This is a genomic window from Providencia sp. 2023EL-00965 (assembly GCF_033550225.1).
Lineage (GTDB): Bacteria > Pseudomonadota > Gammaproteobacteria > Enterobacterales > Enterobacteriaceae > Providencia > Providencia manganoxydans.
On record NZ_JAWUEH010000009.1, the window covers coordinates 20233 to 34550 of the forward strand.

The 14318-nt window shown below is 42.1% G+C and carries 13 protein-coding genes; 3 read left to right on the forward strand and 10 right to left on the reverse strand.

Translation table 11 applies throughout. The features are described 5' to 3' along the window. The first annotated feature begins 22 nt into the window (after positions 1-22). Both groL and SC428_RS12305 read left to right on the forward strand, forming a co-directional pair. Positions 23-1666, forward strand: a complete 1644-nt coding sequence (gene groL / locus SC428_RS12300) for a chaperonin GroEL (RefSeq protein ID WP_140182992.1) — start codon at positions 23-25, stop codon at positions 1664-1666. A 522-nt stretch (positions 1667-2188) separates the two neighbouring features. Further along, a complete protein-coding gene (locus tag SC428_RS12305; RefSeq protein ID WP_070925412.1) occupies positions 2189-2533 on the forward strand; it encodes a DUF4156 domain-containing protein in 345 nt (114 codons plus the stop codon). A 49-nt stretch (positions 2534-2582) separates the two neighbouring features. Here the strand turns inward: SC428_RS12305 and epmB are convergent, their stop codons facing one another. Further along, entirely contained in the window at positions 2583-3611 is a 1029-nt protein-coding gene (gene epmB / locus SC428_RS12310; RefSeq protein ID WP_070925413.1) for an EF-P beta-lysylation protein EpmB, read from the reverse strand. Positions 3612-3655: 44 nt separating this feature from the next. Here epmB and efp point away from each other — a divergent pair, with 44 nt between their 5' ends. Next, positions 3656-4222 (forward strand): elongation factor P, encoded by a 567-nt coding sequence (gene efp, locus SC428_RS12315; RefSeq protein ID WP_070925414.1) that lies wholly within the window; start codon positions 3656-3658, stop codon positions 4220-4222. A 261-nt stretch (positions 4223-4483) separates the two neighbouring features. Here efp and SC428_RS12320 read toward each other — a convergent pair whose 3' ends face one another. The 9 genes from SC428_RS12320 to SC428_RS12360 form a co-directional block, all read right to left on the reverse strand. After that, a complete protein-coding gene (locus tag SC428_RS12320; RefSeq protein WP_318707897.1) occupies positions 4484-5434 on the reverse strand; it encodes a 2-hydroxyacid dehydrogenase in 951 nt (316 codons plus the stop codon). 14 nt (positions 5435-5448) lie between these two features. Then, entirely contained in the window at positions 5449-6756 is a 1308-nt protein-coding gene (locus tag SC428_RS12325) for an MFS transporter (protein WP_070925416.1), read from the reverse strand. A gap of 92 nt (positions 6757-6848) precedes the next feature. Beyond that, positions 6849-7997 carry a galactonate dehydratase gene (gene dgoD, locus SC428_RS12330; RefSeq protein ID WP_283125896.1) on the reverse strand — a complete coding sequence of 383 codons (1149 nt, stop codon included), beginning with the start codon at positions 7995-7997 and terminating at the stop codon, positions 6849-6851. Further along, positions 7994-8611 carry a 2-dehydro-3-deoxy-6-phosphogalactonate aldolase gene (locus tag SC428_RS12335; RefSeq protein WP_070925417.1) on the reverse strand — a complete coding sequence of 206 codons (618 nt, stop codon included), beginning with the start codon at positions 8609-8611 and terminating at the stop codon, positions 7994-7996. Before SC428_RS12335 ends, dgoD begins: the two co-directional genes overlap by 4 nt. Beyond that, entirely contained in the window at positions 8595-9470 is an 876-nt protein-coding gene (locus tag SC428_RS12340; RefSeq protein ID WP_283125894.1) for a 2-dehydro-3-deoxygalactonokinase, read from the reverse strand. The genes SC428_RS12335 and SC428_RS12340 overlap by 17 nt, the downstream gene beginning before the upstream one ends. Next, a complete protein-coding gene (gene dgoR, locus SC428_RS12345) occupies positions 9467-10156 on the reverse strand; it encodes a D-galactonate utilization transcriptional regulator DgoR (protein WP_140182985.1) in 690 nt (229 codons plus the stop codon). The genes SC428_RS12340 and dgoR overlap by 4 nt, the downstream gene beginning before the upstream one ends. A gap of 552 nt (positions 10157-10708) precedes the next feature. Next, entirely contained in the window at positions 10709-10906 is a 198-nt protein-coding gene (locus tag SC428_RS12350) for a YbdD/YjiX family protein (RefSeq protein ID WP_070925419.1), read from the reverse strand. Between the two features lie 26 nt (positions 10907-10932). After that, positions 10933-13026, reverse strand: a complete 2094-nt coding sequence (gene cstA / locus SC428_RS12355; RefSeq protein WP_070925420.1) for a pyruvate/proton symporter CstA — start codon at positions 13024-13026, stop codon at positions 10933-10935. Between the two features lie 337 nt (positions 13027-13363). Then, positions 13364-14272: an EamA family transporter gene (locus SC428_RS12360; protein WP_070925421.1), complete on the reverse strand. Its 909-nt coding sequence runs from the start codon at positions 14270-14272 to the stop codon at positions 13364-13366. Positions 14273-14318: the final 46 nt, after the last annotated feature.

The window sequence follows — 14318 nt, forward strand, 5'->3', positions numbered from 1 at the left end:
AAGAATTTAAAGGAAAGAAATAATGGCAGCTAAAGACGTTAAATTTGGTAGTGATGCACGCGTAAAAATGCTTCGTGGTGTGAATATTCTTGCGGATGCAGTTAAAGTAACTTTAGGTCCTAAAGGACGCAACGTAGTTCTGGATAAATCATTCGGCTCTCCAGTTATCACCAAAGATGGTGTTTCTGTTGCACGTGAAATCGAATTAGAAGATAAATTCGAAAACATGGGCGCACAGATGGTAAAAGAAGTTGCCTCTAAAGCAAATGATGCAGCGGGTGACGGTACTACAACTGCAACAGTTCTGGCACAAGCCATTGTGACCGAAGGTCTAAAAGCGGTTGCAGCGGGTATGAACCCAATGGATCTGAAACGCGGTATCGATAAAGCTGTTGTTGCAGCGGTTGAAGAGCTGAAAGCACTGTCTGTTCCATGTTCAGATTCAAAAGCAATTGCTCAAGTTGGTACTATTTCTGCAAACTCTGACGAAACCGTTGGTAAGTTAATTGCAGAAGCAATGGATAAAGTCGGTAAAGAAGGCGTTATCACTGTTGAAGAAGGTACTGGTCTAGAAGATGAACTGGATGTTGTTGAAGGTATGCAGTTCGACCGTGGTTACCTATCTCCTTATTTCATCAACAAGCCAGAAACAGGCGCTGTTGAACTGGAAAACCCATTCATCCTGTTGGTTGACAAAAAAGTCTCTAACATCCGTGAATTACTGCCAGTATTAGAAGGCGTTGCTAAAGCAAGCAAACCACTACTGATCATCGCTGAAGATGTTGAAGGTGAAGCACTGGCAACTCTCGTGGTTAACACCATGCGTGGTATCGTGAAAGTGGCTGCGGTTAAAGCACCTGGTTTCGGTGATCGCCGTAAAGCAATGCTACAAGATATCGCTATCCTGACTAATGCGACCGTTATCTCTGAAGAGATCGGTATGGAGCTTGAAAAAGCAACATTAGAAGATTTAGGTCAAGCAAAACGCATCGTTATCAACAAAGATACCACGACTATCATTGATGGTGTGGGTGATGAGTCTGCGATTTCTGGTCGTGTTGCTCAAATTCGTCAACAAATCGAAGAATCAACTTCTGATTACGACCGTGAAAAACTGCAAGAGCGCGTAGCTAAATTAGCTGGTGGTGTTGCGGTAATTAAAGTTGGTGCGGCAACTGAAGTTGAAATGAAAGAAAAACGTGCTCGTGTTGATGATGCTCTGCATGCAACTCGTGCTGCGGTTGAAGAAGGTGTTGTTGCTGGTGGTGGTACTGCACTGGTACGTGTTGCTGCTAAACTGGAATCACTGAAAGGTGATAACGAAGAGCAAAACGTCGGTATCCGTGTTGCACTACGTGCGATGGAAGCACCAATGCGTCAAATCGTCACCAACGCAGGTGAAGAAGCTTCTGTGGTTGTTAACACAGTTAAAGCATCGAAAGGTAACGAAGGTTACAATGCGGCGACTGATACTTATGGCGACATGATCGACATGGGTATTTTGGATCCAACTAAAGTAACCCGTTCTGCACTGCAATTCGCAGCATCTATCGCAGGTCTGATGATCACCACTGAAGCGATGATCACCGATCTACCGAAAGATGACGCTCCTGATTTAGGTGGCGCAGGTATGGGCGGTATGGGTGGAATGGGCGGCATGATGTAAGCCATTTGGCGACATCACGTTCATTTAATCACTAAGTACTGTCAGCCGGTATTGCTAGTTTTACTAGCGGTACCGGCTTTTTTATATCTAGACATGCTAAGTTAATTATTACGATGTTCAAAATGTCGTATTGTGATAATGACTCTGATTTTAATTAGATATTTGTGCATTTATTTTTGCGCTAAAGGTACGCATCAGGTTATATTTGGGGTAAGGCTATACTCGTGATACTTCAAGTTGTAGCGCTTTTTGTTAAGGTATAAGTGATTACTTTTGTTTGCCCCAATGATATCGTTTTCTAGGTTTCTGGCGGCTCACTCACTGGTTACCTAGCTGCACCTCGAATTATTTAGAGTATATAATTGGTTTGATGAGTAACGAGCAAAGGTATTTTACGCATTCTATGGTAGACTCTGTTTGCTGACGGGTATGGTTCAATTCAATGACACCGTTAATAACAGAAGAAAGGATTGAATGGTTCTCAAACCAACTGCAAAAACACAATGATAAATGAGGGAAAACATGCGAATTAAAGTATTGCTTGGTGCTGCTGCATTACTACTTTTAGCAGGTTGTTCGACAACAACTAATTTAACTGCCGCAGGCTCACAAGTTCGTTTTGTTGAAAACCAACCTGGTAGTGACTGTCAACTTCTGGGATCAGTCACAGGAACTCAAAGCAATTGGTTGAGCGGTGTTAATAGCGATTCTAGCTCTATGCGTGGCGCAGCGAATGACCTGCGTAACAAAGCGGGTGAAATGGGCGGAAACGTTATTTTTGGTGCATCTAGCCCAAGTGAAAGCATTATCTCTAGCTTCATCCCTGTGGATAGCAAGATTGTAGGCCAAGTTTATAAGTGCCCCTAAAATGAATATTTAACGCCCAGCTGCTTTATTCAGTCTGGGCGTTTGCATTTCAGTACTGCCTCAAATTTAGGTCGAGTAACGTTTTACTCGGCTCTCCTCCAATTTCTCGGGCTAATTTAGGGACGAGATAACCTGAAACTTTCCCTAATAATTGTTGGATCACTAATCGGGCTTCTTGGTCACTCACTAAGAAATGGGCCGCCCCTTGTACTTTGTCTAGCACATGTAAGTAGTAGGGTAAGATCCCCGTATCAAACAGTGAGTTGCTTAAATTAGCCAATGTGTCGGCATTGTCATTAATACCACGCAACAGTACACTTTGATTAAGTAATGTGACGCCTGCCTTTTTCAATTTTTGCATTGCACTACGCAGTTCATCATCTATTTCATTGGCGTGGTTAATATGTGTCACCATAATAGATTGTAATCGTGAGTCGGCTAGCCTTTGACATAAGCCATCGGTAATCCGTTCAGGGATAACAACGGGTAGGCGAGAATGGATCCTCAGACGTTTAATATGCGGGATCGCTTCTAATTGACCAATTAGCCAATCGAGTTCATGATCTTTCGCCATCAGAGGATCACCACCTGAAAAGATGATTTCATTGAGTTCAGTGTGGTTTTTTATATAATCCACCGCTATCAACCAATTATTTTTGTTTCCCTTGTTGTCTTCATAGGGGAAATGACGGCGAAAGCAGTAACGACAGTTAACCGCACAGCCCCCTTTCACTAACATCAATGCGCGGTTGTGATATTTGTGTAGTAAACTGGGGATCTCATTATCTTGTTCTTCTAATGGATCAGTAGAAAAACCCGGGTGGGTATCGAATTCTGCTCTTGCAGTTAAGACTTGCAATAGCAGAGGGTCTTGTGGATCGCCTTTTTTCATGCGTGAAATAAATGGCTTTGGTACACGTAATGGAAATAATTTACGTGCATCATTACCATCTTTCGATGCCTGATGGTTTTCTAGCCCCAGTATTTGTAGCAATTCATTAGGATTAGTGATTGCTTCAGCAAGTTGTTGTATCCAGACTTCTCTGGACAGGGTGTTTTGAGTTACAATATCGACCATTTTTTGGCTATGCCATTTTTAGTGTATAAATTTAGAGGATCTCCATGGCTACTTATAGTACCAATGAATTCCGCTCAGGTCTTAAAATCATGTTAGATGGCGAACCTTGTGCAATTCTTGATAGTGAATTCGTTAAACCGGGTAAAGGTCAGGCGTTTGCACGTGTTCGTATTCGTAAACTGATTTCTAACAAACTGTTGGAAAAAACATTTAAGTCTACTGATTCTGTCGAAGGTGCAGATGTCATGGATATGAACCTAACTTACCTTTATAACGACGGTGAGTTTTGGCATTTCATGAACAACGAAACTTTCGAACAGCTAGCAGCTGACGAAAAAGCGGTTGGTGATAACGCTAAGTGGCTGATCGACCAAGCTGAGTGTATTTTGACTCTGTGGAATGGCCGCCCAATCGCAGTGACTCCGCCTAACTTTGTTGAGTTGGAAATCACTGATACCGATCCTGGTCTGAAAGGTGATACTGCGGGTACTGGTGGTAAACCAGCAACTCTGAGCACCGGTGCAGTGGTTAAAGTACCTCTGTTCGTTCAGATTGGTGAAGTCATCAAAGTTGATACTCGTTCAGGCGAATACGTTTCACGTGTGAAATAATACCTGTTTGATTGAGATTAAAAAACCGTAATGCGTTAAATGGCCCCATAAAGTGGGACATTTTTAGTTAAGCGGCTTGTGAGAAGGCCTGATTTCGACATTTAGTCGAAGTCAGGCCTTTTGTCAAAAGAGAGGGTGATGATCCTGATATCCAAGAGATTGTTTGTGATGTTGCCTCGGATTATTCACCCTTCACAGGTTGTACAATTAAAAGCAACAAACTATCGGCTGAAGCAAAATAGCCTCTCGATAGGCATAAAATCACGATACCATCATTTCTGCTATAGGCGTCACGAGAGCCTTACTTTCAACCCATTTAGCTATATTATCTAAAACCAGCTGTGACATAGCCATTCTGGTAGACCAAGTTGCGCTTGCCATATGAGGTGTAACAACAACATTATCACAGTGTAATAGACTTTCTGGCACATTAGGCTCGTCACTAAACACATCTAATCCAGCACCAGCGATAATCCCTTGCTGTAACGCATTGACCAATGCAGATTCATCAATTACGCTGCCCCGTGATATGTTGATTAAAATACCATCAGAGCCGAGCGCTTTTAGAATTTTTTCGTCAATAAGCGCTTTGTTTTCCAAGTTTCCTGGTGTGCAGACCATTAAAAAATCGCTTTGAGAGGCTAAATCAGCAATATCTTTGACCCAAGGATAATTCACATCGGGAATCACTTTGTGGTCACTATAAGTAATTTGCATAGAAAAACCTTCACAGCGTTGAGCAATGGCTCTACCTATTCTGCCCATACCAACAATTCCGATTCGAGACCCCGAAACTTTTCGTGTCCATGGGAAGTTACCTGCTTGCCAATGGCCTGCTTCGATAAATTTCTGTGCGGCAACAATTTTCCGTGAAGTTGATAGCATAAGCCCCATAGCAAGATCGGCAACATCATCGGTTAATACGCCTGGTGTATGGCTGACTGCAACATGATGTTCAGCTGCTGCGTGAATATCAACACCATCATAGCCAACACCAAAAACTGCGATAAGTTCTAATGACGGTAGGCTTTTGATCAGCTCACGAGTCACGGTTGATTCACCATTAGCAATCATAATACTGAATTCTTTTGCTAGTGTAGAAAACGCCTCAGAAGTGAGCTCGTTATATTCATAAATATCATAGATCTCTTTAAGTTTTTCAGTGAGCTGGCTAGGTAAATAGGCTTGTTTAAGTACTTTTAATTTTGTCATATCATTTTCTTCTATTAAGAGGTGAGAGCTGGATCTTCAGTAGCGGTATTTTTGTTTGGGCGAGCGACCACAATGCCAACAATTCCACCTAATACCAGCGCAATTGCCACAATTAATAAACCATAATGGTAGCTATCTGTAAGGTCTTTTATCTTGCCCAATAATGGTGGTAAACCTAACCCCACAAAATTCGCAATTGTGTTAATAAAAGCAATGGAAGCTGCTGCGGCGACACCTGCCAGTTTTTCTGTTGTAACAGCCCAGAAAATAGGCGTTAATGCAAAGTTGAATCCAACAGTCAGGACTAGCAAAATATATGAAAGCAATAAGTTACTACTGTAAATCGCAATTGCTAAGGATATACCAGCCAAAATCAAGGGTAATCCCATGTGTAGCGAACGTTCTTTTGTCATATCAGAATGGCGACCATTGAGATACATGAATAAGCAAGCAAAGACAAATGGAACAGCCGATAAGAGACTGATTACAAAATTACTTTGTTCACTGACAATACTCTTCAGAATTAATGGTAAGAATAGTGTAATGCCAATAGAACCAAATGCTTGCAAGAACCAAACTAAACTCAGCAATAGCACCACTTTATTTTTTAGTGAACTCAACCATGAATGGTTTTTATTTACCACAACATCTTTATTATCTTCTTCTAGCTGAGTGATAAGCCATTTCTTTTCTGGTTCAGATAACCACGTTGCTTTTTCTGGGCTAGATGGTAAACGCCATAAAATAATAATCCCTAGAATAACGGCAGGTAGTCCCTCAATAGCAAACATCCAACGCCAGCCAGCAATATCAGCAATACCATGCATATTTAGAATTGATCCTGACATTGGTAAGCCAATAATCGATGCTAAGACAGATCCCATATAGAAAAATGACATTGCGCGTGCACGGTTACTTCTTGGGAACCAACATGAGATGTAATAAATAATCCCTGGGGTGAACCCTGCTTCAGCCATACCTAACAGGAACCTCATAACATAAAGCTGTGTGGGTGTTTGAACTAATGACATTCCCGCACTGACTAATCCCCATGTGATCATTATCCTAGCAATCCAGACTCGTGCGCCAACACGGGTCATAATAATATTGCTCGGAATTTCAAAAATAATATAGGAGATATAAAACATTCCTACACCAAGGCCATACATACTTGCAGTTAACCCTAGGTCGGCATTCATCTGTAATGCTGCGATAGAAATATTGGTTTTATCAAGATTCGCAATAAAATAGCCAATAATGGCAAAAGGAATAATCTTACTATTTAATTTTTTTAGTGTAGAAGTATAGAGGGCGATGCTCATAAATTAGTACCTCATGAGTCTACCTTCGAAAGGAGAAAAACACCTGACGAAGACAAGATTAATATTGATAACTCAATGAATTAATTCAATTGTTACCACTCGGCAATAACACCATCTTCGAGGCGCCAGACAGGATTACGCCAGTCAGGGGCTTGTTTACTGAGTTCAATCACTTTTTCTTCATCAATTTCCACGCCAAGGCCTGGTTTCATTAATGGCATAAAGAAACCACCTTGCATGTTGAAGTCGTCTTTATTTTTAACAAAATCAAGTAGCTCTGCACCTTGGTTATAATGGATCCCCATACTTTGCTCTTGAAATATCGCATTGCGCGATACAAAATCAATGTGCAAACAAGCCGCTAAAGCGATTGGGCCTAAAGGGCAATGTGGCGCTAATGCGACATCATAAGCTTCTGCCATACCTGCAATTTTATAGCATTCAGTTATGCCGCCAGCATGTGATAAATCTGGTTGCAAAATCGCTAAGCCACCTGCATCTAGCACGCGTTTAAAATCAAAGCGTGAGTACATGCGTTCGCCTGCTGCCAATGGAATCGAAGTTTGTGCGGCTAATCGTGGGTAATATTCCGCTTGCTCGGCTAATACGGGCTCTTCAATAAATAAAGGACGGTATTGTTCTAACTCACTAATTAAGACTTTTGCCATTGGCGCACTGACTCGCCCATGGAAATCAAGCCCAAATTCAATATCATCACCAAATTCTTCACGTATTTGTGCCACAGTGGCGACAGCCGCATCGATTTTATGGTGACTATCAATTAATCCCATTTCTTCGCAGCCATTGAGTTTGAACGTATCAAAACCAATGTTTCGTAATTTTTTTATTCCATCAATGACTTCCGCGGGTCTATCTCCACCCACCCAGCTGTAAGCTTTGATTTTATCGCGTACTAAGCCCCCCATAAGCTGCCAAACAGGTGCATTCAATACTTTACCTTTAATATCCCACAGAGCTTGGTCAATACCTGCAATGGCACTCATCATAATAGGGCCTCCGCGATAGAAGCCTGCGCGGTACATGACTTGCCATAAATCATTAATACGAGCAGGATCTTGACCAATTAAGTAGTCACTTAGCTCATGGACTGCGGCTTCGACTGTACGTGCTCGGCCTTCAATAATAGGTTCTCCCCAACCAACAATACCTTCATCAGTTTCAATTTTTAGAAACATCCAACGCGGGGGCAAACGATATGTAGTAAGTTTTGTGATCTTCATTCCACTGCCTCTCGATACGCCTTAACAAATGCTGCTGCCTGTGTTGCCGTGCGCTCAATGGATTGATTAGCACGATAAAGATCACTACCTAATCCAGCACCCGTACAGCCTGCCTCTATCCATTGCTTTAAGTTTTCAGGTGTGACACCGCCAACAGCAAAAATAGGAATATCTGGTGGAAGTACTGCTTTTAGTGCTTTGATGTATGTTGGCCCGAAGGTTGAAGATGGAAATATTTTTAAAGACTGGGCACCTGCATCAAGTGCAGTGAAAGCCTCCGTTGCTGTAGCGCATCCAGGACACACTGTCATACCGAAACTGACAGCCCTACGGATCACTTCCGGCTGTATATTTGGCGTAACGATTAGCTTACAACCCATATCAGCAAGCTGATTGACTTGCTCAGGTTTAAGTACTGTTCCTGCCCCAATAAGAGCCTTATCACCATAAGCGTCTAAAATGGCAGGAATACTTTTTTCCCATTCGGGGGAATTCAGCGGAATTTCAATTGCATCAAAACCTGCCTCAATAATGGCACCGACATGTGCTATAGCATCTTTTGGGGGAATACCTCGCAAGATGGCTATAAGGGGAAGATTAGTTTGCCACTGCATGAGCAATGCTCCTTATACCTGTTAAAAATGCCGTTTCTCCAGCAACGACTGAAGATTTGCGTCCTATTGCACCGAATGCCTGTTGGTAGCGGTTTGATAGCGCATCTCCAGCCACGATAGTGATCTGCTTATCATCAAAGTGTTGGCTCATTGACATCACTTCAGCACCAATTAGCAGACCAGATAAAAATTCGCTCACGTGCTCTCGCGGTAAAGTTCCTAATAGATGAGAAGCACGTACTTCAAAGAGCTGCGGCAAAATTAAATGTGTAGAAAGACCTTGCTCCAATCCCGCAGTAAAAGCATCAGCACAGCGTTGTTGCTCTGGCAGACCAGCCCCTACTAACGAATGGTGCAGTAGCAAATAATGTAATTCACCCGTCATGACGGTTCGAAAATCAAGGATTTGCTCACGGTCAGCCTGAACCCATTTACAGTGAGTACCAGGCATCACATAGACAGAAGATGGAGAGAGTGCATGCGCGCCAAGTAATTGAGTTTCTTCTCCTCGCATTACGTTGTGATTATCTTCACGAGAAACACATAAGCCAGGAATGATCCAAATATTGTCGCTAACAGAGGTTAATTGCTCTCCAATTGCAGTGAAATGAGTGGGAACAGATAAATAAGGAGCAACTTTCCAACCTACATTACTCCCAACCATTCCCGCCATAATTACAGGGGTGGCACTATTTCGCCAACTCCCTATCATTTCTGCTAACACCGTTTGAGGAGATTTCCCATTCAGACGCGTAATACCTGCTTCTGATTGTTTACTTGCTAGACATTTGTCATCTTGATAAAGCCAAGCACGTAGATTAGTCGATCCCCAGTCAATTACGATGTAGCGAGCTGTCATGTGATTTCCTTTAGCCTTTGTGTTGAGCTTGCGATCATCGTCAATGCCGCTTGCTCTGCCGCATCACTGTCTTGATGCCGAATTGCATCAAACAGCGCTTTATGTTCTTGGAGAGTTTTCGGCATGTTGCCTTCATCACCCCGCCAAGTCCGTTCAAATACCGCTCGTTGAAGTGAACTGATCGCAACATTGAGCTGTTGTAAAACTGGGTTATCGACCGACTTCAAAACCGCTTCGTGATAGCGAATATCCGCTTCGTTAAAAGCTTCTCTGTTTTGATTGTTGGCAATCATGTCATTGAGCGCTGATTCAATTTCAGCTAAATCGCTTGAGGTTGCCCTTTGAGCGGCCCAACGCGCTATGGCTGGCTCAACTAAATTCCTCACTTCGCTCATGGCAGTAATAAGTCGTGGGTCATAGTCGTGTTCGAGTACCCATTGCAAAACATCTGTATCTAAGTAATTCCATTGGTTTCTTAAGGCAACGTATGCCCCAGAGTACCGTTTGATGGTGATTAGTCGCTTCGCAAGCAGCGAGCGAAATACTTCGCGAATAATGTTGCGTGAGGTTTCAAATTCCTCACATAAATCAGCTTCTGCGGGTAATGCTGAACCTGGCACGTACTTACCGCTGATAATTTGTTTCCCTAGCGTAATCACGATGCGATCAGTTTTGTTGAGAGTCATATGTCGTCCTTATGCGTTATATGTACTGCTCTACTTTACCATTTACGCTGAATTCTTCTTCAGTTTTGTAGTACCAATATACTTATTATTCTTCATCATTTTTCATGATTGTAGTACAATTTGTAATTATTGCACTACGATCATGATCACAAAAGAAACAAAACTCGCGCAAAAATACTAAAAATGCTTTATTAGCTAAAAATTAGCATGTGTATTTTCTACGGTTTTGTAGTACAGCTGATGAATGGAATTGGCTGATGGCGAAGGGATAAATAAGCTAAAAACGCCCTAGATAACGGTGGTGCTTCCGAGGAGTTTTGATCATCACGATCCCAAATAGCGCCATTAACTGAAGAAAATAGGTGATCGTGAAAACAAGAATTACCTAAGAGTGTTGATGGTAATCACAGGCAGTGATGGAAGGATTGGTTTGTGATCGTCATTTTTAAATTGTGATTATATTTTGCTATAAAAAGACCCTCAGTATTGGTTATCCAACCACTGAGGGCCATTTCAAACATAACAGTTTTTTGTACTTAAATTGGTATTAACTCAGCAGCACTTAAAACCACCTTTGCCGCCATAACGAGCATCTTGGCGATCTTTAAAGAACTCTTCATAGGTCATCGGTGTCTGATCTGGATGATTAAGCTGCATATGTGCAACATAATTATCATAGTCAGGCACACCAATCATCATTTTTGCAGCTTGCCCTAAGTAGCGAGCTGCATTACCAAGTGAACCAAACATATTTACCTCCTAACCAGTCAAATCAACTAGTGGTGTCGTGTATTTGCTACAATTTCTTTATAGTTAGCAGGCATAGGCTCATAGGGGACTTCATTGGCGCTAGGCTCAGAGGTGTTTAATGCCTTCAAAGCCGTACGGATTGAGAATAGTGCGAGTAGCACTACAACAATCATAAAGAAAATAGTTAGCCCAGCATCTAAACGGTTATTAAAAATCAATTGTACTAGCTGTGACTCGGTATATTGAGATGGAATATTACCACTATCAATCATTGCTTGGAATTTATTGGCAACAGCTAAGAAACCAACACGAGCATCTTCACTGAAGGTTTTCTCCCATCCAGCAGTCATAGTACATATCAGTAGCCATGCGGTGGGGACTAAAGCAACCCAAGCGTATCTCTGACGCTTCATCTTGAACAGAACCACTGCGCAAAGCATCAGAGCCATACCCGCAAGCATTTGGTTGGCAATACCGAACAGAGGCCATAGCGTGTTGATACCACCGAGTGGATCGACAACCCCTTGATGCAAGAAGTAGCCCCAAGCTAGGACGCACAATGCCGTTGCGATAAGGTTTGCAGGTAATGAATCTGTACGTTTCAAGGAAGGAGAGATCACGCCTAATAAATCTTGTAACATAAAGCGTGCGGCTCGTGTTCCTGCATCTACCGCAGTCAAAATAAATAATGCCTCGAACAAGATAGCAAAGTGGTACCAGAAAGAAACATTCATTAACCCACCAAGGGCACCATGAAGAATATAGGCCATACCTACAGCGAGTGTTGGCGCACCCCCTGCACGAGAGATGATACTTTTCTCTCCGACTTCGTTGGCAATATTAGTGAGCTGATCAGGTGTGATGTGGAAGCCCCAGCTACTGACAACTTGCGCAGCTGACGAGACTACGTCTTCTGTTCCGGCTGGCGCTAGCATGGCTAATGGGCTGTTCATGGCAAAATAAACACCTGGGTCAATCACACAAGCTGCAACCAGTGCCATGATAGCAACGAAAGACTCCATTAACATTCCACCATAGCCGATAAAACATGCTTGGTTTTCGTTAGCCAACATTTTAGGGGTGGTGCCCGATGCAATCAGTGCATGGAAGCCGGATACAGCGCCACAAGCAATAGTAATAAATAAGAATGGGAACAAATCACCAGCCCAAACAGGACCAGTACCATCAATAAACTTAGTTAGTGATGGCATTTGCAGATTTGGATTTAAAATGAGAATACCGATTGCGAGACCGATAATGGTACCAATTTTTAAGAATGTTGAGAGGTAGTCACGCGGTGCCAATAACAACCAAACTGGCAAGACCGCTGCGATAAAACCATAGCCAACCAACATCCACGTTAATTGTACGCCTGTATAATCAAAATAAGGTGCCCACGTTTCACTTTCAGCGACCCAGCCTCCAGAGATGATCGCAAAAACCAGAAATATTAGTCCAATAATTGAAACTTCACCAATTCGGCCTGGGCGGATATAGCGGGTGTAAATTCCCATAAAAATGGCGAGAGGGATGGTGAAGGCAACGGTATAAGTACCCCAAGGGCTATGAGTTAAGGCTTTTACTACGATCATCGCAAGTACCGCAAGGATGATCACCATAATCATAAAACAGGCGATAAGTGCTAAAATTCCCGCCGTATTTCCCATCTCTTCTTTAACGAGTTCGCCAAGAGAGCGACCATCGCGCCGAGTTGAGACAAAAAGCACCATAAAATCTTGAACAGCACCGGCGAGTACGACCCCAGCCAGTAACCATAACATACCGGGTAAGTAGCCCATTTGTGCTGCCAAGACTGGCCCTACAAGTGGCCCAGCTCCGGCGATCGCGGCAAAATGGTGGCCAAATAAGACTTTTTTATCGGTAGGCACATAGTCTAAGCCATCATTGTGGCGAATTGATGGCGTCATACGTGTTTCATCGACTTGCAGCACTTTTTTGGCAATAAACAACCCATAGTAGCGATAAGCGATTAAATAGACACAGACAGCAGCAACCACTATCCATAACGCATTTATTTGCTCGCCTCGATTTAATGCGATGTAACCGAGCGCAAAAGCGCCAAGTACCGCGAGCACAATCCAAATTAATTGTTTACCCATAGCCACCCCATCCGTTTCATAATCAAACCGTTATCAATTATTGTGATGCTAATGACACATATAGCTTGAGTTAGCAGAAAGGCAAAATAGCTAAAACGTGAAACCATCCCGTAAAAGTAAATAAATTTAATAACTGCAATTAATATCACTAATTTATAGAAATTTTCTGGATTTTATTTTGTTTTAAGCTAAAGGAGTAGGTGATGCTTATTGATAATGCTGAGTGAATAAGTAAAGTTAGAGTAATAAACTAATTTGGTTTTCTAATAGTGAAATCAAGGCTAGAGCATTTAACGTGCTAAATAGGGGAGGAATTTCCCCTATTTTTATATATGAATTAGGCTTTTCTTAAGTATTGAATTAACTTTTTCCCAAATAAGGTAATAATTAGTCCCATCATAATTAATGTTAGCCCAGCAATTTGTATGCTATTAATATGCTCATCAAGGAATAATGCACTACTGCTTAACCCAAATAATGGAACGAGCAATGAAAATGGTGCTACTTTCCAAGCTTCATAACGGCCCAATAAAACCCCCCATAACCCATATCCTACAAAAGTAGACAGGTATGCAAGGTAAATGATGGTACCAAAAACAGGCCAATTAAAACCCGCTAGCCCTTGGCTAATGGCTTGCTCACCTTCGAAAATCCATGAACTGACAAAAAAAGGAATGATTGGGATCAATGCGCTCCAGCTAACTAATGAAAGGGCACTGCATTTCTCTTTACCTTGATTTTGCATGATCATTCTATTGGTAATATTTCCACAAGCCCATGAAAATCCAGCAATTAATGTAAATATCAAGCCTAATAGTGGAATATCATCTAAACCACCCGTTGTTGCACCTTTGGCTAAAATCGTGAGTCCAGCAACAGCAATTAGCATCCCAATAAAATGGGTAATTTGCAGGGATTCTTTTAAGAGTACGGCACCTAACAGCAAAGTAAAAAAAGCTTGCGACTGGAGAATAACAGATGTGATCCCAGCTGGCATACCAACGCGTATCGCACAGAATAAGAAAGCAAATTGGCCAAAGCTAATCGTTAGCCCATAGATTAGTAGTAGCTTTAGTGGAACCTTAGGGCGCTTAAAGAAAAAAATAGCGGGGAACGCAACAAACAAAAAGCGTAACGCGCCAAGTAATAGAGGAGGGAGTGCTGTTACACCGAGTTTAATGATAACAAAGTTAACGCCCCATATAATAACCACACAAAGTGCCAGTAATATATCTTTGAAACTCATGCCATTTCTCAATAGTTGCCATCTATAAGTTTTCTACTCTACTCTT